This window comes from Kitasatospora sp. NPDC093550 (genome assembly GCF_044764985.1).
Lineage (GTDB): Bacteria > Actinomycetota > Actinomycetes > Streptomycetales > Streptomycetaceae > Kitasatospora.
The window spans coordinates 157,974-181,610 of record NZ_JBIWJF010000004.1; the positions used below are offsets into that span (position 1 = coordinate 157,974).

Genomic DNA, 23,637 nt, shown 5'->3' on the forward strand with positions numbered 1-23,637 from the left:
CCGCAGTCAGACGGACTGCTCGGTGGGCTTCGCGCGGCGCCAGGGGTGCAGCAGGGTGGCGCCGAGTTCGCCGGTCGCGGGGAACGCGGCCGGGTCGGTGAGTCCGACGGCGGTGGGCACTCGGCCGGGCCGCCAGGTGAAGCTCCCGAAGACGTGGTCCCACAGGGAGAGGTCGGAGGAGTAGTGGCCGGCTTCGGCGAGGTCGGTGCTGTGGTGCAGGCGGTGGAGCTCCGGGCCGGCCAGGACGTGGCCGAGCGGCCCGAGGTGGACGTCGATGTTCGCGTGGACGAAATACCCCTGGGCCAGAACGAATATTCCGACCACGAACACCGAATCCGCCGAGAATCCGATCAGCGCCAGCGAAAGTTGGACCACGGACTGCGCGACGAAGACGTCCAGGAAATGATTCACGCCGTTGTTCGCGACGTTCACCTTCTCCGGGACGTGGTGCACCCCGTGCAGCCGCCAGAGCCACCGGTTCCGGTGCGACCAGCGGTGCACGAGGTAGTCGCCGAGCGAGCCGACCAGCAGCGCGAGTGGGATCTCCACCGCGAAGGGCAGCGCCGGGTGCGCCGGGCCGAGCACCTCCACCAGGCTCGTCACCAGCCCCTGGGCCAGTGCGCCGCCGACCATGCTCAGGACGAAGTAGACGCTGTACCAGCCGAGTTCGCGCCGGGTCGGGTGCCAGTCGCTCCGGTACGGGATCAGCCGCTCCAGGACCGCCAGGTAGCCGATCACGGCGACCAGGACGAGCGGGGAGACCCGGTCGGGGGCCCAGTGGAAGCGCAGGGTCGCGACGGAGACGGACAGGACGCCCAGCAGCAGGAGCGGATGGGCGAGCCGGCGCGCAAGGGTTGACAGCACGCGCCCCCCGTTCTTCGCGGACTAACGACTGGAATATTCAGAGACTCTAGCGGGAGCCGCTGGCCGAGGAAGTCATTCGACGTGTTAACGCCATGAATGACCCGATCGGCGGACCATCCGCGCACGAAGTTGACGCTCGAACGGCGTGAAGGGGGCGCACTTTCCGGAAGATGCGGGAGTTACCGGGGTGCGGTTCCTTCGCTCCGGCGCGCAAGAACGGTCGAGCGCCCCCTCCCGCGCCGATCAGGCGCGCACCAGCTCCGCCAGCCGGTCCGCGGCCTGCGGAGCGTGCGCGGCGAGGCGGTCGCGCACCCCGCGCAGCTCGTACCCGACCAGCGCCGGGAGGGCGGCCGCGGGGGTGTCCTCCAGGGCGCGGCCCAGGAGGTCGACGGCCGACCGCGGATCGTGCGCGCACAGCAGGCAGTCGGCCGCCCGGACGATGAACAGCAGGCGGCTGGCCGGAAGTTGGGTCGGGCCGAGCAGGCCCAGCGCGGTCTCGGTGGCGTCCAGCGCCCGACGGGCCAGCCCCGGGTCGTCCCCGGCCGCGGCGAGGTCGCGCAGCGCGGCGGCCGCGGCCGACTCCACCCGCATCCGCATCGAGGCGATCGAGAGCCAGGGCACGTCGACCTCGTCCCGCGCGCCGATGTGGTCCAGGTGTGCCCGGGCCAGCTCGATCTGCCGGACCGTCGCCGGGACGTCACCGGTCAGCGCGTGGGCCCGGGCCCGGCTGATCCGTCCCATCGCCCCGGCCCAGTGCCGGCCGGGCGCGACCCGGTCGATCTCGCGGGCGTAGCCAAGGGCGGCCTCCGGATCGCCGTCCAGTCGGGCCAGGATGCTCAGGTCGCTGAGCGTGCCGACCTGGGTGGCCTGGTCCCCGGCCAGCCCGGCCCAGGTGAGCGCGCGGTCGTAGCAGGCCATCGCGGTGGCGTTGCGGCCGTCCTGCATGCGCAGTGCACCGGCCGCGTGGGCGTGCTCGGCGGCCAGCCGGGCCAGCGGACGGCGGTGCGCGGCGGGAGCGTTGGCGAGCCGGGCGAGCACCGCGCGCAGGGTCCGCTCGACGGCGGCGGCCAGGCCCGGTCGGTCGCCGGTCTCACCGGAGCGCAGGTGGGCGGCCAGCAGTCCGGTCAGGGCGTGCGCGGTGTCGGCGTCCAGTGGCGGCGCCGCGGCCGGAGCGGCGAGCGCCTCGGGGGCGCAGAACTCGGCGTGAAGCAGGGCGAGTTCGGCGCTCGGGGGGACGTCGCAGCCCTCGGCGCCGTGCAGCGGGCAGAGCAGGCCGTAGTCCGGCAGCCGGGCCGGGGCGAGGACGCTCGGGGCCGACCCGGCCGGTCCGGGGCCGGGCAGCGGGGGGCGGAGCAGGGCGGGCGGGAAGGAGTCGGGCGCGCACAGTTCGGCGGTCTCGGCGCGCAGGCAAGCCGCGATCAACTCCCCTTCAGCACCGAGGAGTTCGTCGATCCGGTCGGCGATCCTGGGGGTGACCCGGCGGGCCCCGTGCTCGATCTTGCTGACCGCGGTGTGGTCGTAGCCGATCGCGGCGCCGAGCTGCACCTGGGTGAGGCCCGCCCGGCGCCGCCAGTGCCGCAGCCGGGCGCCGAACTCGCGCCAGGCGGCACGGCCCTGGCCGGTCGGCGGGGCCGGCGTCCCCGTCGCGGGGGCGGCGGGGGCCGCCACTCGGTTCCGCTCCACGGCTGCCTCCCCGGGTGCGTTCGTCGCCCCGACGGTACCCGCTCGCACCCGGGCCCGTACATGAGGTGGTCTCAACCACTCGGAGAAAAGCCCAGCTTGACGCGAAGCCGGACGACCGGCTTGACGGAATTTGCCAACCCTATGCCGGGACCGCACCGGCCATTGACCCGAGCATGACGCCATGTGAGGGTTCGGGCACCCGAGCGCGGACGGCCCGTACGGCCGCCCCCCGACATGGCCTGCGGTGCGCCACCAGCCGTTGCCGTCCGCGGTCGAGGACCCCCACATGCGAGGAGCCTCGATGCAACGCAGAGTTTCCCCAGGCCGGTTGCTGACCACGGCGACCACCCTGACCGTGCTGGCCGGCCTGATCGCCGCCACCGCGGGGCCGGCCACCGCCGCGCCCACCCCCTCCCCGGCGCCACCCGGCGCCCTGGCCGCCGCGGTCAACGCCGCCGACGCCGCGGCCGCGGCCGGACTGGACGCACTGGCCAAGGGCCCCGGCGAGACCTACGAGCGCCGGGCCGTCACCCCCTGGGTCGGCGGCCTCTACTCCGTCGCGTACGAGCGCAGCTACCGCGGCCTGCCGGTGGTCGGCGGGGACGCGGTGGTGCTCGCCGACGGGCAGGGGAAGGTCCGCGGCCTGCAGTCCGCCGCCACCGGCCCGGTCGGCGGCTCCGTCACCCCGCGGATCGGCGCGGACACGGCCGAGAGGACCGCCCGCACCGCGCTGCCCTCCGTGGACACGGTGGAGTCCAGCCGACTGGTCGTCCGGGTCAAGGACGGCAGCGGCGGCCGGCTCGCCTGGGAGACCGTGCTCACCGGTCACAACGGCAGCGCCCCCAGCCGGCTGCACGTCTTCGTGGACGCCGCGAGCGGCGAGGTGATCGACAGCTACGACGACGTCCGCGCCGGGACCCTCACCAGCAAGTGGAACGGGCCCGCCCCGGTCAGCATCAGCACCACCGGCTCGGGCGGCTCGTACTCGCTGCGCGACCCGAACCGGCCCGGCCTGAGCTGCTCCGACTACAGCACCGGCCAGGTCTTCTCCAAGTCCAGCGACTCCTGGGGCAACGGCAGCCCGTCGACCAAGGAGACCGCCTGCGGCGACGCGATGTTCGCGGCCCAGAAGGAATGGGACATGCTCCGCGACTGGCTGGGTCGCAACGGGCACAACGGCAACGGCGGCAGCTGGCCGGTGAAGGTCGGCCTGAACGACGTCAACGCCTACTGGGACGGCAGCTCGATATCCATCGGCCACAGCCAGGCGAACGAGTGGATCGCCTCGATCGACGTCGTCGGCCACGAGTTCGGCCACGGCATCGACCAGTACACCCCGGGCGGCGCCAACAACGAGTCCGGCCTCGGCGAGGCCACCGGCGACATCATGGGCGCGCTCACCGAGGCCTACGCCAACGAGCCCGCGCCGTACGACAGCCCGGACTACACCGTCGGCGAGATGATCAACCTGGTCGGCAGCGGGCCGATCCGGAACATGTCCAACCCCTCGCAGGTCAACAACGACCCCAACTGCTACTCCTCGTCCATCCCGCAGACCGAGGAGCACGCGGCGGCCGGCCCGCTGAACCACTGGTTCTACCTGCTGGCCGAGGGCTCCAACCCGGGCGGCGGCAAGCCCACCAGCCCGACCTGCAACAACTCCTCCGTCACCGGCATCGGGATCAAGGACGCCGGGCGGGTCTTCTACGGCGGCATGCTGCTCAAGACCAGCGGCATGACGTACAAGCGCTACCGCACCGCCACCCTGACGGCGGCGAAGAACCTGGACCCGTCCTGCACCTTCTTCACCCGGGCCAAGGCGGCCTGGGACGCGGTCAGCGTGCCCGCGCAGAGCGGTGACCCGAGCTGCACGCCGTCCGGCAGCAACGACTTCTCGCTGGCGCTCGGCCCGGCCTCCGGCTCCGTCCAGCCCGGCGCCTCGACCACCGCGACGGTCAGCACCGCACTGACCTCGGGCACCGCGCAGACCGTCAGCCTGAGCGCCTCGGGCGCCCCGACCGGGGTCACCGCCACGGTCAGCCCCTCGTCCGTGCAGACCGGCTCCTCCGCCACCCTCACCCTGGCGGCCTCCTCCGGCGCCCCGGCCGGGACGTACGTGATCACCGTCACCGGCACCGCCGGCGCGGCCACCCACACCGCCCAGTACACCCTGACCGTCGGCGGCGGCGGCAACCCCGGCGGACCCGCACCCGACATCGACGTCGCCAAGGTCCAGGCCCACCTGTCCCAGCTGAACGGCATCGCCAACCAGAACGGCGGCAACCGCCGGGCGGGCACCGCCGGGCACAGCCAGTCGGTGGCGTACGTCAAGTCCAAGCTGCAGGCGGCCGGCTACACCGTCAGCGAGCAGACCTGCACCTCCTGCAGCTACCAGTCCAACAACCTGATCGCCGACTGGCCCGGCGGCCCCGCCGACCAGGTCACCATGTTCGGCGCGCACCTGGACAGCGTCGGCGCCGGCCCCGGCATCAACGACAACGGCTCCGGCTCGGCCACCCTGCTGGAGAACGCGCTGGTGCTCGCCCAGCAGAACCCCACCCTGACCCGGCACGTCCGGTTCGCCTGGTGGACCGGCGAGGAACAGGGCCTGCAGGGCTCGCAGTTCTACGTCGGCCAGCTGGGCTCCGCCCAGCGCTCCGCGATCAAGGCGTACTACAACTTCGACATGGTCGGCTCGCCCAACGCCGGCTACTTCATCAACAACATCTCCTCCTCGGCCTCGGCGCCGATGAAGGCCTACTGGGACTCGCTCAACCTCCAGCCCGAGGAGAACGTCGAGGGACAGGGCCGCTCGGACGACTACTCCTTCCAGCAGGCCGGCATCCCCACCTCCGGCTACGCGGCCGGCGCCAGCGACACCAAGACCTCGGCGCAGGCGGCCAAGTGGGGCGGTACGGCGGGTCGTTCCTACGACTCCTGCTACCACCAGTCCTGCGACACCACGGGCAACGTCGACGCGACGGTGCTCAACCGCAGCGCCGACGGCGTGGCCTACACCATCTGGAAGACCTCGGTCGGCGGCAGCACGCCCGCCAACGACTTCTCCCTCGCGGTGAACCCCGCCACCGCCACCGTCCAGCCCGGCGCCTCCACCTCGGCGACGGTCGCCACCGCCACCACCTCCGGCTCGGCCCAGACGGTCAACCTGACCGCCTCGGGCGCGCCGGCCGGCGTCACGGTCACGTTCAGCCCCTCCTCGGTGCAGTCCGGCGGCTCCGCGACGGTCACCATCGCGACCTCCGCCTCCACCGCGGCCGGCACCTACGGCATCACCCTCACCGGGACCGGCTCGGCCACCCACAGCACCAGCTTCTCCCTGGTCGTGGGCAACGGGAACCCGAACCCCGGCGGCACCTGGACCCCCGGCACCACCTACAAGGCGGGCGACACCGTGACCTACAACGGCGTCAGCTACGTCTGCATCCAGGGCCACACCGCCCAGGTCGGCTGGGAACCGCCGATCGTCCCGGCCCTGTGGCAGCAGGTGTGACCGGGGCGTCCTGACCGACGCCACCCGAAAGCCGCTGCGCCGCGGTCCGTCGAGGGGGACGGACCGCGGCGCAGCCGTGCGCCGAGGGGCGGGCCGCCCGCCCCCGTCACCGCCTCCCTCGCCCGCCTGCCGCGCCCGGTCGGCGCCGTCCGGCGGGGTGTCGCCCTGGCATAGAGTCGGGGCCGACGCAGCGTCAGCAGAGCGGAAGGACACCAGCCGTGAGCACGGACACCCGCCCGGTACCGGAGCTGGCCCCGGAGGCCGTCGAGCAGTGGCGGGCCGAGGGGGTCGAGCTGATCGAGCTGCTGGGGCGGGCGCAGCGCGGCGTCGGGGGGCTCGCCGCGTTCCGGCTCGGTCCGACGCCGACCGTGCTGGTCACCGACCCGGCGGCGGTGCAGCACGTCCTGGGCCGGCACCCGGACCGGTACGTCAAGCGCTCGCACCGCGCCCGGATGCTCGTCGGGGACGGCGTGCTGTCCGCCACCGGCGATGCCTGGAAGCGCCAACGGCGGCTGCTGCAGTCGCAGTTCACCGGCACCGGGATGCGCAGGTACGAGCAGCGGATCGCGGCCGCCGCGCGCCGTACCGCCGAGCGCTGGGAGGGGTACCGGCGCAGCGGGGAGACCTTCGACGTGGGCGAGGAGATGCGGCGCTTCGCCCTGGACACCGTCTGGCGGGCGCTCACCGGGCTGCCGCTGGAGGACCGGACCGACCGCGAACTCCGCGCGGTGGAACGGGTGGTGGCCGCCATGCCGACGCTGCCGACCGACGCGGCGGACGCCCGGGACGCCGTCGCCGAGGACCTGGCCCTGGTCGACGCCGTCGCCCGGGGCGCGATCGAGGCGGCCCGCTCGGCCGGCCCGACGGAGGATCCGGGCGTGCTCCGGGTCCTGCTCGACGCGGGCGCACAGCACCCCGAGTACACCGACCGGCTGATCCGCGACGAACTCGTCACCCTGCTCGTCGCCGGGCACGAGACCACCGCCACCACCCTCACCTGGCTGTTCCTGCTCCTCGACCGCCACCCCGAGGCCCGCACCGCCGACCCGCAGGCGCTGGTCAGCGAGACCCTGCGGCTCTACCCCTCGGCCTGGCTGCTCCCCCGGCACGCCGTCGAGGACGACGTCATCGCCGGCCACCGCATCGCCGCCGGGACGGACGTGCTGGTCTGCCCGTACCTCGTCCACCGCGACCCGGCCCTGTGGCCCGACCCCGAGCGCTTCGACCCCGCGCGCTTCGCCCCCGGCTCGGAGCGCCCCGGCCACCTCGGCGCCTACCTCCCCTTCGGCCTCGGCGCCCGCGCCTGCCTGGGCACCCAGTTCGCCCTCCGGGAGACCACCTCGCTGCTGGAACTGCTGCTGCCGATGGGGGTGTTGGAGTTCCACGCCAAGCCCACGCGCGCCGCCTACAGCATCACCGTACGGCCGGACGGGCCGACGCCTGCGGTGCTGCGCTGAGGGAGCCCGCGGACATTCCTTCGGCCGCGGTGTCACAAGGCCGCGCCGCGATCCGTCGGGGAAGTGACAGCACCGCTGATCACCGGGATCACCAGGATCCCGGCACCCCCGAGAGGAACACCCGCGATGACCATCCGCCCGATCACCGCCGAGGTCCCGCCGCGCCCCCGCATGACCGAGGACCCGACGCAGCTCGTCCCCGAGCTCGCCGAGGTCTCGGCCGCGCTGTTCAAGGCCACCGGCAACCACTCGGTGCCCCGCAGCACCATCAGCCTGGTCCAGCTGCGGGCCGGCCAGCTCGCCGGGAACACCTACCTGACCGTCCTGCACACCGGGTTCCTCCGCAAGGCCGGCGAGAGCGAGGACCGGATCACCTCGGTGGCCTCCTGGCAGGACTCGCCCCACTTCACGCCCGCCGAGCGCGCCGCGCTCGCGCTGGTCGACGCCGCCCTCCTGCCCAGCCCGCACGGCGAGCGGGTCCCCGACGCGCTGTACGCCGAGGTCGCCGGGCACTACGAGGAGAAGGCCCTCGCCACCCTGATGATCGCGATCGGCCAGGTCAACTTCTTCACCGCCATCGCCGTCATCGCCAAGCCCGTCCCCGGCCGCGCCTTCACCGACCCCTGGGCCTGACGGCCCCCGCCCCGCTCGGGAGGGTCCGCCGGGCGACTCCGCCCGGCGGACCCTCCCGCTGTCGACCGATCGCCCTTCTCCGCTTAGGCTGGTCCGCGCTCGAACGGATCACCGACGGACCGAACGGGCGGCGGGCCGGGACGCCGGAGGGGGCAGGCCCGTGAAACGGCAGGACGACGGCAGGACACAGGGGGGACGAGGACATGCGCGAAGGGCATGAGCCGGACGGGTACGCCGGGTACACCGAACTCGACGAGGACTACGTCGAGTTCCAGGACGAGGAAGCGGCCCCGCGCCGCTCGGGCGCCCGACGGGCCGTGCTGGTGGCCGTGGGCGGGGTGTTCGCCGCGCTGCTGGCGGTGGGCGGGTACGGCCTCTACAACATCGTGAACGCCGTCCAGGGCGGCGGTTCGTCCGGCGGCGGGGGCGGCACGCAGGGCTCCGACGCCTCGGCCAAGGCCCCGCAGGAGCCGCCGACCGCGGCGCAGGCCGAGGCGACGGCGAAGGACTTCCTGGCGGCCTGGGGCCGCGGCGACGTCACCGCCGCCTCCGCGCTCACCGACCGGCCGGAGGCCGCCCGCGCCGCGCTCACCGCGTTCCACGAGAACGTGCCGGCGCGCTCGCTCGCGCTGACCGGGACGGGCCCGGCGGCGTCCGGCACCCCGAGCGAGCCGGCCCTCGGCTACCGGGTCAAGGCCGAGTTCGAGGGCGCGACCGGGGCCTGGGAGTACGACAGCGCGCTCACCGTCGTCCGGGCCCAGGACGGCCGGGCCGTGGTGCGCTGGGCGCCGACGGTCGTCCACCCGCAGCTCGCCACCGGCCGGACGATCGCCGTGAAGGCGCTGCCCGGCCCGGTGACCAAGCCCACCGACCGCAACGGCAAGCCCCTGGAGGGCTTCCCGTCGCTGGCCGCCGTGCTGCCCCAGATCGCCCCCGCCGACGGCGCGACCGCCGTCACCGGACGGGCCGTGGTGCTCTCCGGCGGCTCCGGGAAGGAGCCCGAGCAGCTGTTCGTGCTGACCCCGCCGAGCGCGCCGCAGGTCAAGCTCACCCTGGACGCGGACCTCCAGAAGGTCGCCGAGGAGGCGGTCAAGCAGCAGTCGGCGGGCGGCAAGCCGGCCTCCCTGGTGGCCGTCGAGCCCAGCACCGGCCACATCCTGGCGATGGCCTACTCCCCCGCCGGGTTCAACCGCGCGGTCGCGGGCGGCCAGGCGCCCGGCTCCACCATGAAGGTGATCACCTCGGCCGCCCTGCTGGAGGCCGGCGTGACCCCGGACACCGTGGTGCCGTGCAAGAACACCACCAACTCGCCGAAGCCGTGGCACAACGACGAGCCCGGCGACTTCCCGTCGTACACGCTCACCGACGACTTCACCCACTCCTGCAACACCGGCTTCATCGACAAGGGCCTGGAGAAGCTGCAGCCCGGCGCGTTCGGCAAGGTGGCCCGCGAGCAGTTCGGCCTCGGCCTGGAGTGGCACATCGGCATCCAGAGCCGGGACGCCACCATCCCGGCGCCGGGGAACAAGGACGAGGCGGCGGCCGAGTACATCGGCCAGGGCCAGATCCAGGTCAACTCCCTGCTGATGGCCTCGGTCGCCGCCACCGTGCAGAGCGGAACGTTCCGCCAGCCCGTCCTGCGGGACGACGCCAAGCGCGTGCCGGCCCCCGGCCGGCTGCCCGCCGACGTCGCGCGCGACCTGCGCGGCATGATGGCCAAGACCGCCACCCAGGGCACCGCCCGTGCCCCGATGTCCGGCCTGTCCGGCCAGATCGGCGCCAAGACCGGCACCGTCGAGACCGGCGGCCAGACCACCAACAGCTGGTTCATCGCCTACCGCGGCGACCTCGCCGTCGCCGCCGAGGTCGAGGGCGGCGGCCACGGCAACAGCGCCGCCGGCGTCGCGGCGGCCCAGGTCCTGAAGGCCGGCGGCACCGGCTGATGACGGCCGGCGGCGCTCCCGCCGGGCCCCCGGGGGCGCGGCGGGAGTTCGAGGACCGGGCGCCGGGCGCCGATGCGGCGGAGGAGAGTCCGTGCCCGGGCTGATCGATCCGACCGTCCGGTTGCGGAGGTCGTTCCTGGCGGCGGTGGCCGAGTTCCGCGCGGACCCGGGCCACCCCGTCCCCTGGTTCGTCACCGATGTCGACCCGGCGGCCCTGACCGGCGACGACGCCGCCTTCGGCCGGTACGTCGCCCGGGTGCTCGCCGAACGGACGGAGGCGGGGGCGCGACGCGACGCGGGCGTGCCGATGACCACGCTGTGGTGGGCCGACGGGGACGAGGTGCTGGGCAGGATCGCGATCCGGCACCGGCTGACCCCTGCACTGGCCCGGGTCGGCGGCCACATCGGCTACGACGTCCGGCCGAGTGCCCGCCGCCGGGGCCACGCGGCCGCCATGCTCGCCGCCGCGCTCCCGGTCGGCGCCGCCCTCGGCATCACGGCGGCCCTGCTGACCTGTGACGACACCAACACCGCGTCCCGCCGGGTCATCGAGGCCAACGGCGGCCGCCTCACCGCCGCCGAGGGCGGCAAACTCCGCTACCTGCTGCCGACGTCCTGACACCCCGCCCGGCGCTCGGCGTCGGCCCGGCCCGCCGGCTCAGCCGTCAGCTCGGCCGCAGGCGGGCGGCGCGAGCCTCCAGGTAGCGCCGCTCGGCGAGGCTGGCGGTGGCGCGGGCGGCGCGGCGGTAGTGGTCGTGGGCCGCGGCCGGGTCGCCGGCCTTCTCCAGGAGGTGCGCCCGGACGGACAGCAGGCGGTGGTGCTCGGCCATGCGGGGATCGGCGTCGAGGGTGGCGAGCAGGGCCAGGCCGGCCCCGGGGCCCTCGGTCTCGGCGAGGGCGACGGCCCGGTTGAGGGTGACCATCGGGTTGGGGGCGATCCGCTCCAGGATCAGGTAGAGGCCGTGCACCTGTCGCCAGTCGGTCTCCGCGGCGGTGGCCGCGTCGGCGTGCGTGGCGGCGATGGCCGCCTGGAGCCGGTACGGGCCGAGCTCCGGGCCGGCCAGCGCGGCCTTGACCAGGGCGGTGCCCTCGTCGATCAGTGGGCGGTCCCACGCCGTGCGGTCCTGCTCGTCGAGCGGGACGAGGTCCCCGGTGGACGTGGTGCGGGCGCTCCGGCGGGCGTGGGTCAGCAGCATCAGGGCGAGCAGTCCGGCGACCTCGCCGTCCCCGGGCAGCTGGGCGTGGACCGTCCGGGTGAGCCGGATCGCCTCCCGGGCCAGGTCGGGGCGGTGCAGCTCGCTGCCCGAGGAGGCGGTGTAGCCCTCGTTGAAGATCAGGTAGAGCACCTGCAGGACGACCCGGAGCCGCGCCTCGCGCTCGGCGCCCTCGGGCGGGGCGAAGGTGCTCCCGGCGGCCCGGATCCGCTGCTTCGCCCGGCTGATCCGGGCCGCCATGGTGGCCTCCGGCACCAGGAACGCGCGGGCGATCTCGGCCGTGGTCAGCCCGCCGACCGCCCGCAGGGTCAGGGCGGTCTGCGAGGCGGCGGTCAGGGCCGGGTGGCAGCACAGGAACAGCAGCAGGAGCGTGTCGTCGGTGTCCGGGACGGACTCCGGCACCACCTCGGCGGCCGCCGTCGCCGACTCCCGCTCGCGGCGCGCCCGGTCGCTGCGCACCTGGTCGACCAGCCGCCGGGAGGCGACCGTCACCAGCCACCCGCGCGGGTTGTCCGGCACCCCCTCGGACGGCCACTGCACGGCGGCGGCGAGGACGGCCTCCTGCACCGCGTCCTCGCACCCCTCGAACAGGCCGTACTTCCGTACCAACGTGCCGAGGACCTGCGGCGTGAGGCCACGCAGCAGGTCCTCGATGTCCGGTGCTGTCGGTGCTGTCATGCCTCCAAGTTTCCCTCGGAGAACATCACCTGCCGGACCTCGACGCCCAGGCCCTCGATCCGGGTGTCCGGGATCCGGGCCGCCAGCTCGATCGCCCGCGCCTTGTCCTCGCAGTCGACCAGGTAGAAGCCGCCCAGGAACTCCTTCGCCTCCAGGAACGGACCGTCGGTCACCACCGGCTGCCCGTCGCGGACGGTCACCACGGCGGCCTGCGAGGGGTCGACCAGCGCCTGCGTCAGGATCAGCTCGCCGGACTCCTTCAACTCCTCGAGGAACGTGCCGTGCCCGGCGCCGACCGCCGCCTTCTCCTCGTCGGTCAGCGCGTCCAGGACGGCCGGGTTGATGTGCAGGCTGATCAGGAACTTCATCGTGCGTCTCCCTCGGGTGTGCGGGCCCCGGCGGGGCCGCTTCGACCGGTGGTCGGAGCGGACGCCGCCGTCTTGACGTCCTCCGCCGGAAATCTCGCACGGAATCTCCGGGGCCGCCCGGGAGGCACGCGGCTCGGCACCTCGGGCCCCGGAAGCGTGTCAAGAACGCCCGGCCCGCTCCGACCAGCCCCGAACCGTCGACGGACGACGTGGTCCGTCGACGGACCACATGTCGACGGACCACATGAGGAAAGAGGAGTTCCCGAGATGCGACTCACCCGGGCCCGGCTGGGGCTGGCCCTCCTGATGCTGCCCACGCTGCTCGTCGCGATGGACACCACCGCGCTGCTGCTGGCCCTGCCCGAGCTGACCGCCGACCTGGGCGCCACCGGCGTCCAGCAGCTGTGGATCAGTGACGCCTACGGCCTCGTGGTGGCCGGCCTGGTCATCACGATGGGGACGCTCGGCGACCGGATCGGCCGCCGTCGCCTGCTGCTGGGCGGGGCGGCGGCCTTCGCGGTGCTGTCGGCGGCGGCCGCCTTCGCGACCGGCCCACTGATGCTGATCGTGGTCCGCGCTCTGCTCGGCGCCGCCGGTGCCACCCTGGCGCCGTCCACGCTCGCCCTGATCACCAACCTGTTCCGCGACGAACGGGAGCGCGGCCGGGCCATCGCGGTCTGGGCGACCTGCCAGTTCACCGGCGGCGCGCTCGGCCCCGTCCTCGCCGGGTTCCTGCTGCAGCACTTCTGGTGGGGATCGGTGTTCCTGGCCGCCGTCCCCGCGATGGTGCTGCTCGTCCTGGCCGGTCCGGCCGTGCTGCCGGAGTACCGCGGCGACCGGGCCGGCCGGCTGGACCCGGTCGGCGTCGCGCTGTCGCTGGGCGCGGTGCTGCCGCTGGTCCACGGCGTCAAGCGGCTCGCCGTCGGGGGCCCGTCCGCCGTCCCCGTGGTGCTCCTGGCGGCCGGTGCCGCGCTCGGCGTGCTCTTCGTACGGCGGCAGCTGCGACAGGACGCCCCCCTGCTGGACCTGCGGCTGCTGGACCTGCGCCGGGCCGGCAACCGCCCGTTCGCGGCCGTGCTCGTCGCGCTGGTGCTGGCCGGGGTCGCCATGGCGGGCACCGGCCTGGAGGTGACCCAGTACCTGCAGGGCGTGCTCGGGCACTCGCCGTTCGCCTCGGCGGTGCTGTTCGCCCCGATGGGCCTGGGCGTCGCGCTCGGCACCATGACCGCGCCCGCCCTGGCCGGCCGGCTGAAGCCCGCCACCGCGATCGCGGGCGGCCTGGCGGTCTCCGGGCTGGGCGCGCTGCTGACCGCTCTCGCGGACGGAACGGACGGCGCGGGAGGGCTGCCCGTGGTGGTCACCGGCATCACCGTGCTGGCCCTGGGCACCGGCCCGCTGTTCGCGCTCGGCACCGGGCTGGTGCTCGGCAGCGTCCCGCCCGAGCGGGCCGGCTCGGCCGCCGCGATGTCCGAGACCGGCAACTACCTCGGCGGCTCGCTCGGCTTCGCCCTCCTCGGCACCCTCGCCGCCACCGTCTACCGCGACCACGCCCACGGGGGCCCGGACTCGTTGCCCGCCGCCCTCGCCACCGCGAGCCGGCTGCCGGCGGACCGGGGCGCCGCCCTGCTGCACGACGCCCGCGAGGCCTTCACCGCCGGGCTGCACACCACCGGGCTCGTCGCGGCCGTCCTCTTCGCCGGGACGGCGGTCCTCGTCCTGGCCCTGCGCCCGGGGGCGCCGGCGGCCGCGGCACCGGAGTCCGATGACGCCGTCGAGGTCCGGGTGCGGACGACCCGTTAGGAGCCGGTCGGCGGCGCCAACTCCCCACCCGGCCAAGCGATTAGTCACACCACAACCCTTGGTAGCGTGACGTCACGACCGCGCTGGGCACGACGCACCGCGCCACCGTCGAGACGAGAGAGGGCACATGGCCCCCAGGACGATCCGCCGAGCCGTCATCCCCGCCGCCGGGCTCGGCTCCCGCCTCCTGCCGCTGACCAGGGCCACGCCGAAGGAGATGCACAGCTAGACCTCCCTGGTGGATCCTGCCGGGCCGGCGCGTCAGTCGGAGTTCTCCCAGACCAGGACGCCCGGGCCGTGTGGGGTCAGCACCGGCACCCAGGCCTCGGCCAGGTCCGCGAGCCTGGACTCGTCCAGGACGAGCCAGGTCGGACAGGGCTCGTCGTGCCGACCGGATGGGTACACGCCCAACTCGCCGACGGCGCACCGCAGTCGGGCCAGCGACTCCGGCGGCCACACCCGGCCGCGGTGGCCCCAGCCCCGCAGTTCGCCGACGAAGAGCTCGTTGAGCTCGGCGTCCAGGTCCGTCCCGTAGAGCGGGAGCAGATAGCCCTCCTGCTCTTCCTGGGCGCAGGAGTGACCCCCGCACTGGGCCTGGTAGACCACCCCGGTGAGTGCCGCCACGATCACGAACACCCAGCCCCCGCCGCAGCCGTCCGGGTCGAGGTGGACCAGCCGCTTCGGCGCGGGAGTCCGGGTCGGATCGGTCATCGGTCCTGCCTCCTGGGCGGGTCGGGGCCGTGGCGGGGCTACGGGACATCGAAGCCGGGCGGCGGCCGGGCGGCCACCCGTTTTCGGGTCGGCGTAGCGTCCCGGTGCTGGAGGACCCGTACGAGGGCTGAGCGGGCGCTCTTCGGGCGGCTGTCAGTAGTCCGGCAGGTCGAAGACGGTGGCGGCGTGGAAGGCGGCCTCCAGCTCGGGGCCGGGGCCGTCGAAGCCCGGCAGGCCGTCCCCCGCGGCCCCGCCGCCCTTCGCGGCGGCGGGTGGTTCGGTGTCGCCGCCGAAGCGGGCGGCGCTCAGCTCGAGGATGGCCTGGTTGGCCGCCACATGGGCGCGCAGGCGGCGCTCGTAGGCGGGGTAGGCGGTGCGGTGGTCGCCGGCCGCCGCGTGCAGTTCGCCGGCGAGGACGTAGGCGGCGGTGAGGGCCACGCTGGTGCCCTGGCCGGTGAGCGGGGAGCAGCAGTAGCCGGCGTCGCCGAGCAGGGCGACGCGGTCGTGGGACCAGCGGTCCATCCGGATCTGGGCGACGACGTCGTAGTGGAAGGCGTCCGTCTCCCACATCGCCCGGAGGAAGCGCGGCAGTTCCCAGCGCAGGTGGGCGCAGCGTTCGGCGATCAGGGCGCGCTGGCGGGCCGGGTCCCGGGGCAGCATGCGGTCGAGCGGTTCGTCGCTCCGGAAACCGACGAAGACGCGCAGTTCGGTGTTGTCGCGGACGGTCATCGCCAGGCAGTCCCAGCCGTTGCCGTCGCCGTCCTGGTGGAGGACCTCCCAGCGGTCCAGGCCGAGGTGGTTGGGGACGCTCCAGCCGGCGATGTAGGTGCCGACGGGGTGCAGGTAGTCGGCCTCGGGGCCGAAGACCAGGCGGCGGGTGTTGGAGTGCAGGCCGTCGGCGCCCACGACCAGGTCGAAGGAGCGCTCGGTGCCGTCGCGGAACCGGACCTGGACGCCCTCGGCGTGCTGGACCAGGGTCTCGACCGAGTCGTCGAAGCGGTACGCGATGCCGGGCCCGGACGCTCCGGCGATCAGCTCCGCGAGTTCGTCGCGCAGGATCTCCACGTCGGGGCCGTCGACGGGCCCGCCGCTCGCCGTCCACTCGGTGGTGCGGCCCAGCTCGCGGCCGTCCCCGTCCACCAGGGACATCCCCCGCAGGCCGGTCCTGCGGGCCCGGACCTCCGCCAGCAGCCCCATCCGCTCGATGACGTCCAGGGCGTTGCCGCGGATGTCCACCGCCTGGCCGCCGCCGCGCAGCGCCGGGGCGCGCTCGACGACGGTGACCTCGAAGCCGTAGCGCTCCAGCCAGTACGCGAGGGCGGTGCCGGCGATCCCCGCGCCGGAGACCAGGACCGAGACCGGCCGCCCGCTGCGCGGTGAACGGGCCGTGCCCGGCGCGGTGTTGATAGTCGACACGGTGTGCCTCCCGTGGGTCGGTGATGTCGTCGTGCCCCACACTGCGCCCGGCCGCCCACAGCACACGAACAGACCGCTGACACCGCCGACAGGCCGCCCACGCGCCACCGACGGCGCACCGGCCCGCGGTCGGCGGCCCGCCCGCCCTCCGCCGGAGGCGTGCCGGGCGTGACCCGTGTGCCGGGGGGGGTGACCCGCGTGCCGGGGCGGCCGTAGGGACTGCGATCATCCTCGGGTGCGCGCGATCGACGAACTGGCCGGGGTGGACGATCCGGCGTGGCCGGAGGTGGCGGGGGCGCTGGCGGGGAGCCCGGTGGACGCCCGGGTGCTCGCCGCGGACCGGACCGAGGGGCGCCGCTGTCTGCTGCAGTTGCAGGTCACGGCACGGTCGGTGCTCGGCGCGGTGGTGCTGAACACCGGCGGGCTGCTGCTGGACCACGGCTGGGTCCGGGTGTTCGGCGGCGGCTCGGCCGCGGCGGACGGGCTGCCGAGCCTGGGGCGGGTGAACGCCTTCCCCGCCTCCTTCGACCCCGGCTGGCATCCGGCCGCCGGGCTGGTGGTCGGTCATGACGCCGTGGGCGGGGTGTTCGCGCTCAACGGCCATGACCCGGCCGCCGCGGGCCGCCCGGGGGTGCCGGGGCAGATGACCTACTTCGCGCCGGACACGCTGGAGTGGGAGGAGCTGGCGATGGGCCACTCCGCGTGGGTCTCCTGGCTGTTCTCGGGCCGCCTGGAGACCTTCTACGACGGGCTGCGCTGGCCCGGCTGGCGGGCGGAGGCCGAGGCGCTGGCCCCGGCGCAGGGCATCACGGTGTACCCGTTCCTGTGGTCCGAGGAGGCGCGGGAGGATCCGGGCGGCACGACCCGGCGGGCCGTGCCGATGCGCGAAGTCCTCGGGGTCGCGGCCGAGTTCGCGGGGCGGTTCGGGCTGCCGGACCCCGGCTTCCTCGGCACGGTGTAGCGCTGCCCCGACGCGGCGGCGGCGCGGTCGCGACACGGTGTCGGCGCGGTGTCGGCGCGGTTTCTGCGCAGTGGTGGCACACGGTGGTGGCGCGCTCGCGGCATCGGATGGCGTAGTACTTCTCGCGCAGCCCTTGGGCGTTGAGAAGACTGGCCAGCGTGTCCTCCACCTCGAATGCCGGAACCTCCCGCCACGAGCGGGTCCTTGTGGGCGCGCTGCGGGCGCGGGCCGCGCGCGGCGCCCTGACCGCCGAAGCCGTGGTCCTCGCCCAGGGACGCCTCCAGACGCCGTCCGCCTGGCCGACCGGCCTGCCCCGCCGCGGCAACGGCGGTGCCGGCTTCCCCAACGCCTGGCGGATCGCCCGGAGATCGGCCGCCCTGACGTACGTGGAGGGGTACGTGATCGAGGCGGACGGCACGGTGTCCCACCACGCCTGGTGCGCCGACGAGGAGGGCCGCGCCCTCGACCCGACCTGGCCCGACGGGCGCGCCCGCGCCTACGCGGGCATCGGAATGGCGCTGGGCTGGGTCGCCGCCGTCCAGTGGCGCACCTGCACCCGGACCCGGTTCCCGGGTGTGCTGGACCCGGCGGTCCAGCACAGCCGGGACGCCGACCGCGTCCTGACGTACGGGGTCCCGCTGGAGGCCCTGTTGCCACTCGGCCGGGAGCTGCCGGAAGGGGCCCCGCACCGGCCCCGGGAGGACCGCGAGCCGCGGGAGGACCGCTGGCCCCGGGAGGACGGCGAGCCCGGGGAGGACCGCGGGCCCGGGGAGGACCGCGAGCTCGGCGAGGCCCCGGCCGCCCACCTGGTGGCCTGAGGCCGGTCCGGGCCGGCCCCGGTCAGTGCCGCTCGCCCGGCGGGGTGCCGCAGCTCGGGCCGCCCGGGCCGTCGAACTGGACCGAGCTGAAGAAGTCCCGGTAGGCCGGGAAGAAGTCGCCCTTGCCGGTCGGCCCGGCGGAGGTGACGGTCGTGCAGCCGCCGTAGGCGGCCTCGGACCAGAGGTGGATGGTCGAGGACGTCCGGTTCCAGTCCGACTTCGCCCGGTCGTCCATGCCGAGCGGGGCGAGGTCGGGCGTGCTGCGGGTCAGCTTGATCATGTCCCCGGTGCCGTCGAGGCCGGAGAACAAGCAGTAGAAGCCGGCGGGGCAGCGGTCGTATCCGCCCGCGGCCTGGGCCGGCAGGACGGGGGTCAGGCCCAGGGCGGCCAGGGTGCCGGCCAGAGCGGTGAGGGTTCGCTTCGTGCGCGTCATGCCCTGCCCAACGAGCTTGCCCGCGCCCGGTCATCCTCCGGCTGCGGCGGTGCGTCCGGGTGCGCCTGGTCGAGCTGCTGGTCGTCCTGCACCACTCCGACCTGGCGGCCGAGGTCCGGGCCGAGTCCGGTTGACGGTTCGGAAGCCCGGCTGCTCCGGGTCACGCTCGGTCCGGTCCGCTTCCTCCCCCGCACCGCGGGCGGACTCCTGCCCGGGCAGCCTGGCACGGCGACGCCCCCGCCGGAAGCGCGTCCGCCGTTCTCGGCCTCAGCCCGCGAGGCGCGTGAGCCGTTCCGCCACCTCGGTCGGGCTGGGCATCGCCGCGATCTCGGCGCTGACCTCGCGGGCCGCGGCGGTCAGCGCGGGGTCGGTGAGCAGCCGGTCCAGCAGGGCCGGGCCGATCTGCTCGGCGGTCGCGCTGAGGCCGGCGCCCCGGTCGCGGACCGCGTCGGCGTTGATGAAGCGGTCGGAGCCGTCGGGCAGGACGAGTTGCGGGACGCCCGCGTCCAGGGCGGCGAGCGCGGTGCCGCTGCCGCCGTGGTGGATCGCGGCGGCGCAGGTGTCCAGCAGGGCGCGCCACGGGACCCAGCCGTACGCGCGGACGTTGTCGGGCAGGGTGCCGAGCGTGCCGAGGTCGAGGTCCCCGGTCGCCAGGACGAACTCGGCGTCGGTCTCGGCGGCGGCCGCGATCACCCGCTCGATCCTGGTCAGGCCGTCGGTCTTGGGCGGTACGGTGCCCAGCGTCACCGCCACGCGCGGGCGGTGGGCGGGTGCGGCCAGGGGGTCCGGGAGGGCGCCGTCGCCCTCCCCGTTGTAGGCGACGGGCCGCAGCGACCAGCCGTACGGCTCGGCGCCGGCCATGCTCGGCGGGGCGATGTCGATGGTCGCGGCCGGTTCGGGCAGCCGGTCGGCCCCGTGCCGGGCGAAGGCCTCGGCCATCTCCGCGAGCATCAGCGCGCGCAGCCCGGGGGTGCGGACGAAGCCGAGGTCGTGCTGGACGGCGGGCACGCCCAGGCTGGTCGCGGCGAGCAGGGCCACCGGGAACTGGTAGTCGTAGACCACCAGGTCCGGCCGCCACCGCTCGGCGAGTTCGACGGCCGCGTCGGCCACCAGGGTGTTGACGAGGGCGGCCAGCGGGACGAACGCCTCGCGGTCGGCCGAGTTGGTCTCGACGACCTGCTGCAGCAGCTCGGGCCGCAGGGTGCGGCCGAGCGCCCGGATCTCCTTGCTCCAGTCCACCCCCGGGGCGATCGGGAGGTACGGCAGCCCGGACGCGGCGACCGGCTCACCGCCGTCCATCGAGGCGAACGCGACCTCGTGGCCCAGCGAGCGCATCGCCCTGGCCAGCGGGACCAATGGGAAGAGGTGGCCGGCGCCGGGGACGCCGGCGAACAGTACGCGCATGGGGGAACCTCGGTGAGTGGTCGGTGGTCGAGCGGTTGGCGGCGGCGAGCGGCGGCGAGCGGCGCCGAGCGGGAGGCGGCGCCGTGCGATCAGCCGGCCGCGCGTTCGGCAGCGCACTCGGCCGCGCGTTCGGCGGCCTGGTGCAGGGCGTCTTCGAGGCCGTTCAGCACCGCGTTGCAGTCGCGCTGCAGGGTGTCGGCGTCGACGGCGCTCAGCAGGTAGACCCCGAGCCAGTTGCGCGAGCCCGCGTTCGGGTCGAAGGCGGGGACCGGGCGGCCGGTGGGCATGGCGAAGGCCGGGACGGCCTCGATGCTGCTGCCCGGGGAGAGCAGGCTCTGCCAGTCCACGTCCTGCGGGTTCCAGACCGGGCGGGTGCGCCAGGGCACGCCGAAGGCGTCGGTCGGGACGACGGCCACCGAGGCGGCGGCCCGGGCCCCTTCGGTGAGCATGGCCTCGGGGTAGTCGACCTGCTCGCCGAGCAGCTGCCGCACCAGCATGCCGATCGGGTCGAGCCCGAACACCTCGTGGACCTGCCGGGTGGTCAGCAGGCCGCCGAAGCGGGCCGCGGTCTCGATGACCACCAGCTCGCCGTCCTTCATCAGCTTGAGCTCGGTGTGGGTACCGCAGTTCTCCAGCCCGAGCGCGTCGACGGCCTGGCGGGAGACCTCCTCGATCCGGCGCTGCAGCGGCACCGCCATGACCGAGGGCGAGGTGCTGGCCACCTCGACGAAGGACGGTACGGTCGGCAGTTTGGCGGTGATGGCCAGTGGACGGTAGACGCCGTCGGCGACGATCCCCTCCACGCTCACGTAGTCGCCGTAGTCGGGCTGCTGGTACCAGCCCTCGGTGGAGCCCTGGGCGATCTCCTCGACCAGCCGGTCCCGGTCGGTGTCCGGGGCGTAGAGCTCGTTCATGCCGACCTTGCTGCCGGCCTGGAGCCCGCGCTCGATCTCGCGCCAGGCCGGGGCCGCGTCGTCGGCGGAGTGCAGCACGATCTGGGCGACCGAGCCGGCGCCCCAGGCCGGCTTGAGCAGCAGCGGGGGCGTGAACTCGGCGAGCGCGGCGTCGAGGTCCGCGAGGCTGTCGACCCGGCGGAAGCCGGGGATCGGCACCCCGGCGGCGGCCCACGCCTCGCGCATCAGCCGCTTGTCGCGGGCCCGGACGATCCCCTCGCCGGGTCCGGCCAGGCCGAGCCGGCGCGCGGCGTGCGCGACGGCCAGCACCGCGAACTCGGAGAGCGTGAGCACCGCGTCGGCCCCGATGCTCTCGGCGTACCGCACGATCAGATCGACCAGCTCGTCACCGCGCGGCGCCTCGGGGACCAGCTCGATGGTGGTGCAGCTGGGCCGCCACTGCTCCTCGGCGGTGGTGGGCAGCGGGGCCAGTGCCAGGACGTGCAGCTCCCCGCAGGCGGCGATCCGCGGGAAGGCGTACTCCAGCGGGGCTCCGCCCTTGACGTAGACGTACAGGATCCGTTTCACGGTGCTTTCTCCTGAGGGAAGTTCACGGGGCCGGGGCCGGCGTTCGGCTCCGGGGCGGCGTTCGGCCCCGGAACCGGTGTCCGACTCCGGGGCACGGCGGGCCGGCCGGGCGCGGCGGCCGACCCGGGCGCGGCATGGTGCCGCTGGACGTGGTGCCGCTGGACGCGGGCGCGGCGGCCGGGCCGGGGTCAGCCGGCGGTGCGGAAGGGCCGCAGCTGCAGCAGGTCGATCCGGTCGCCCTCGATCGCCCACTCGACGTCGACCGGGGCCGCGTAGCTCTCGTCGGGTGAGAAGTGCGACTGCAGCAGTCGGCTGATCAGCGCCAGCCGGCCGACGAGGTCCTTGGTCGCGGTGTCCAGGTCGGCGGTGGCGGTGCCCAGCGAGACGGTGCGGCTGCCGCCCTCCATGGTGTTGCACAGGTACTGCAGCGGGGCGCCCTCACCGGTGACCACCTCGGTCACCGAGCGCGGCGAGATGTTGAGGTAGACGTCACGGAAGTCCTGCGGGCTCAGCGGGTTGCAGGTGACCAGGACGCCGCCGACGGCCGAGCCGACCTGCTCCTGGACCACCACGCCCATCCGGCAGTGGTCCAGCGGGATGCCCGCCTGGTGCCGCAGCCGTACGGCGCGCGGCGACAGCAGCGAGGCCCAGACCTCCCGGACCGCGTCCAGGACGGCCTGCGTGCCGCTGACGTGCGCCACCGACTCGTAGAGCCCGGCGGCGGAGAAGCCGGACAGGTCCTCGGCGTTGGAGGAGCTGCGGACGACCAGCACGGGCGCGCCGTACAGGTGGCGGTCGAGCGCCCGGTCGAGTTCGGTGCGGATCGGCTCGGGCACCGGCGTGGTGCGGATCAGCCGCTGCGCCGCGCGGCACAGTCCGTCGACGTCCGGATTCCCGTCCCGCAGCGCGGAGTCGAGCCGGTCGACGGCCGCGCGGAGCTCGGCCGAGGAGTCCAGGAAGCGCTGCTGGAGGGAGAACGGCAGGACGATCCCGCGCGGCACCCGGGCGTGCTCCTTCACCAGGCGCTGCGCGGCGCCGGTGAGTTCGGTGTCGTCCGCGTCCTCGGGGAGGCCGAGCTGCCGGGCGAGGTAGCGCAGCAGGTTCTCCCGGGGCGGCCGCGGGACGCGGTAGAAGCCGAGCCAGCGCGGCGAGCCGTGCTGCAGCAGGTGGGTGAGCTCGCCGAGGTTGGCGGCCTTGGTGCCGAACCGGACGTGGTCGCCGGCGCGCAGTTCGGTCAGCGGGGTGACGGGGGTGGGGGTGAGGTCGGGCCGGTCCACGGTGACGCGTTCGGCCGGCGGGGGCGCCGTCGGCCGGGCGTCGGCGGTCAGCGGCGGCGCGGCTTCCAGGTGGAGCTCGGTGCCGTCGGTGTCGACCCGGTAGCGGACCCACCGCCCGGCCAGGCCGTCCCGTTCGATCCGCTCGACGGCTCCGATGCCGACGGCGTTGGGGATCCGCCAGCCGGCGGCCATCACGTTGATGTGGGAGAGCGGGGTGGTGTGCTCGGTGTGGATGATGCCGGACACCCGGGGCACGTCCTCCGGCACCCGGGGCATCACCACGATGTCGTGCCACTCCAGCGGTTCGGGGGCGGCCCGGTACTCCTCCTCCGAGCGGAACACCCGCAGCCGGCCGTGGGCCTCGCCGGGGTTCAGCGGCACGAACGCGGCCGTGGAGTAGAGCTCGTGGGACAGGACGCGCGGGATCTCGCTCTCCGGGATCGCCGCGACGTACTCCTCCTGACGGTGGTTGGCCGGTTTGAGGAGCAGCGGCAGCGCGGGGTCGACGTGCGCGCGCACCCGGTGGTAGAAGGCGCGCAGCATGTCCCGGGACATGGTGTCGACGTCGACGGTCTCCAGCGACAGGAAGGCGCCGCCGGTATCGCCGCGGGTGTGCAGGGCGAGGGTGCCGAGAAGGAAACGGCGATCGGGATTCCGGTAGACGTCGTCATTGAACGCATCGAGCCCGCGGGCGAGTTCGTCGATCGACATGCCGAGGATCTCGCCCGCGATGTAACGGACGTGCAGGATGCCGTCCGCGCTGTCGATGAAGTGGAGCACCGACTCGGCACGGTCGAGCACGATTTTCACGTACGGGTATCCGCCGACGCTGCCGGCCAGCCGGGAGAACTCGCGGGTGGAGAGCTTTTCGCCGGCGAGGCGGGGCCGCGTGGTCGCTTCGTTGCGATCCGAACGGGTCATGCGCACAGTTCAGCCATTCGTCATCGTGTGCACGATCGGTGTGCAGCAGGCCAGAAGGTGGTAC

The 23,637-nt window shown here is 74.6% G+C and carries 18 protein-coding genes and 1 pseudogene; 9 read left to right on the top strand and 10 right to left on the bottom strand.

All coding sequences use genetic code 11. From position 1 onward, the window contains the following. Window positions 1-6: 6 nt before the first annotated feature. Both ACIRD3_RS07900 and ACIRD3_RS07905 read right to left on the bottom strand, forming a co-directional pair. Window positions 7-864, bottom strand: coding sequence for a sterol desaturase family protein (locus ACIRD3_RS07900; protein WP_402213058.1), 858 nt, complete (start codon window positions 862-864; stop codon window positions 7-9). A 243-nt stretch (window positions 865-1,107) separates the two neighbouring features. Continuing rightward, window positions 1,108-2,547, bottom strand: coding sequence for a helix-turn-helix domain-containing protein (locus ACIRD3_RS07905; protein WP_402213060.1), 1,440 nt, complete (start codon window positions 2,545-2,547; stop codon window positions 1,108-1,110). A 301-nt stretch (window positions 2,548-2,848) separates the two neighbouring features. Between ACIRD3_RS07905 and ACIRD3_RS07910 the strand changes: the two genes are divergently transcribed. From ACIRD3_RS07910 to ACIRD3_RS07930, 5 genes are all read left to right on the top strand, one after another. Further along, window positions 2,849-6,058: a M28 family peptidase gene (locus tag ACIRD3_RS07910; RefSeq protein WP_402213062.1), complete on the top strand. Its 3,210-nt coding sequence runs from the start codon at window positions 2,849-2,851 to the stop codon at window positions 6,056-6,058. A gap of 218 nt (window positions 6,059-6,276) precedes the next feature. Beyond that, window positions 6,277-7,515: a cytochrome P450 gene (locus tag ACIRD3_RS07915; RefSeq protein WP_402213064.1), complete on the top strand. Its 1,239-nt coding sequence runs from the start codon at window positions 6,277-6,279 to the stop codon at window positions 7,513-7,515. Between the two features lie 126 nt (window positions 7,516-7,641). Then, complete coding sequence (locus tag ACIRD3_RS07920) at window positions 7,642-8,148, top strand: carboxymuconolactone decarboxylase family protein (RefSeq protein ID WP_402213066.1); 507 nt, start codon at window positions 7,642-7,644, stop codon at window positions 8,146-8,148. A 203-nt stretch (window positions 8,149-8,351) separates the two neighbouring features. Further along, window positions 8,352-10,091, top strand: a complete 1,740-nt coding sequence (locus ACIRD3_RS07925; protein WP_402213068.1) for a penicillin-binding transpeptidase domain-containing protein — start codon at window positions 8,352-8,354, stop codon at window positions 10,089-10,091. 91 nt (window positions 10,092-10,182) lie between these two features. Beyond that, window positions 10,183-10,710 carry a GNAT family N-acetyltransferase gene (locus tag ACIRD3_RS07930; RefSeq protein WP_402213070.1) on the top strand — a complete coding sequence of 176 codons (528 nt, stop codon included), beginning with the start codon at window positions 10,183-10,185 and terminating at the stop codon, window positions 10,708-10,710. 46 nt (window positions 10,711-10,756) lie between these two features. Here the strand turns inward: ACIRD3_RS07930 and ACIRD3_RS07935 are convergent, their stop codons facing one another. Next, window positions 10,757-11,983 carry an RNA polymerase sigma factor gene (locus ACIRD3_RS07935; RefSeq protein WP_402213071.1) on the bottom strand — a complete coding sequence of 409 codons (1,227 nt, stop codon included), beginning with the start codon at window positions 11,981-11,983 and terminating at the stop codon, window positions 10,757-10,759. Next, window positions 11,980-12,351, bottom strand: a complete 372-nt coding sequence (locus tag ACIRD3_RS07940; protein WP_402213072.1) for a YciI family protein — start codon at window positions 12,349-12,351, stop codon at window positions 11,980-11,982. Before ACIRD3_RS07940 ends, ACIRD3_RS07935 begins: the two co-directional genes overlap by 4 nt. 267 nt (window positions 12,352-12,618) lie before the next feature. On the opposite strand from ACIRD3_RS07940, the gene ACIRD3_RS07945 reads away from it, so the two are divergent. Both ACIRD3_RS07945 and ACIRD3_RS07950 read left to right on the top strand, forming a co-directional pair. After that, window positions 12,619-14,151, top strand: coding sequence for an MFS transporter (locus ACIRD3_RS07945; protein WP_402213074.1), 1,533 nt, complete (start codon window positions 12,619-12,621; stop codon window positions 14,149-14,151). A gap of 127 nt (window positions 14,152-14,278) precedes the next feature. Continuing rightward, a pseudogene (locus ACIRD3_RS07950) lies at window positions 14,279-14,371 on the top strand (UTP--glucose-1-phosphate uridylyltransferase); the annotation flags it as partial. Window positions 14,372-14,412: 41 nt separating this feature from the next. Here ACIRD3_RS07950 and ACIRD3_RS07955 read toward each other — a convergent pair. Next, window positions 14,413-14,862: a DUF6210 family protein gene (locus ACIRD3_RS07955; RefSeq protein WP_402213076.1), complete on the bottom strand. Its 450-nt coding sequence runs from the start codon at window positions 14,860-14,862 to the stop codon at window positions 14,413-14,415. A 153-nt stretch (window positions 14,863-15,015) separates the two neighbouring features. Then, the gene (locus ACIRD3_RS07960; RefSeq protein ID WP_402213078.1) at window positions 15,016-16,278 is read right to left on the bottom strand and encodes an FAD-dependent monooxygenase; all 1,263 of its coding nucleotides are present in this window, start codon (window positions 16,276-16,278) and stop codon (window positions 15,016-15,018) included. A 235-nt stretch (window positions 16,279-16,513) separates the two neighbouring features. On the opposite strand from ACIRD3_RS07960, the gene ACIRD3_RS07965 reads away from it, so the two are divergent. Continuing rightward, window positions 16,514-17,239 carry a DUF2625 family protein gene (locus tag ACIRD3_RS07965; RefSeq protein WP_402213079.1) on the top strand — a complete coding sequence of 242 codons (726 nt, stop codon included), beginning with the start codon at window positions 16,514-16,516 and terminating at the stop codon, window positions 17,237-17,239. Between the two features lie 158 nt (window positions 17,240-17,397). Next, window positions 17,398-18,057 (top strand): hypothetical protein, encoded by a 660-nt coding sequence (locus ACIRD3_RS07970; protein WP_402213081.1) that lies wholly within the window; start codon window positions 17,398-17,400, stop codon window positions 18,055-18,057. A gap of 22 nt (window positions 18,058-18,079) precedes the next feature. Here the strand turns inward: ACIRD3_RS07970 and ACIRD3_RS07975 are convergent, their stop codons facing one another. From ACIRD3_RS07975 to ACIRD3_RS07990, 4 genes are all read right to left on the bottom strand, one after another. Continuing rightward, a complete protein-coding gene (locus ACIRD3_RS07975; protein WP_402213083.1) occupies window positions 18,080-18,490 on the bottom strand; it encodes a peptidase inhibitor family I36 protein in 411 nt (136 codons plus the stop codon). A gap of 267 nt (window positions 18,491-18,757) precedes the next feature. Next, the gene (locus ACIRD3_RS07980) at window positions 18,758-19,894 is read right to left on the bottom strand and encodes a nucleotide disphospho-sugar-binding domain-containing protein (RefSeq protein WP_402213085.1); all 1,137 of its coding nucleotides are present in this window, start codon (window positions 19,892-19,894) and stop codon (window positions 18,758-18,760) included. A gap of 89 nt (window positions 19,895-19,983) precedes the next feature. Further along, window positions 19,984-21,375, bottom strand: a complete 1,392-nt coding sequence (locus ACIRD3_RS07985) for an acetyl-CoA carboxylase biotin carboxylase subunit family protein (RefSeq protein WP_402213086.1) — start codon at window positions 21,373-21,375, stop codon at window positions 19,984-19,986. Between the two features lie 188 nt (window positions 21,376-21,563). Continuing rightward, window positions 21,564-23,573 (bottom strand): PEP/pyruvate-binding domain-containing protein, encoded by a 2,010-nt coding sequence (locus ACIRD3_RS07990; protein WP_402213088.1) that lies wholly within the window; start codon window positions 23,571-23,573, stop codon window positions 21,564-21,566. Window positions 23,574-23,637: the final 64 nt, after the last annotated feature.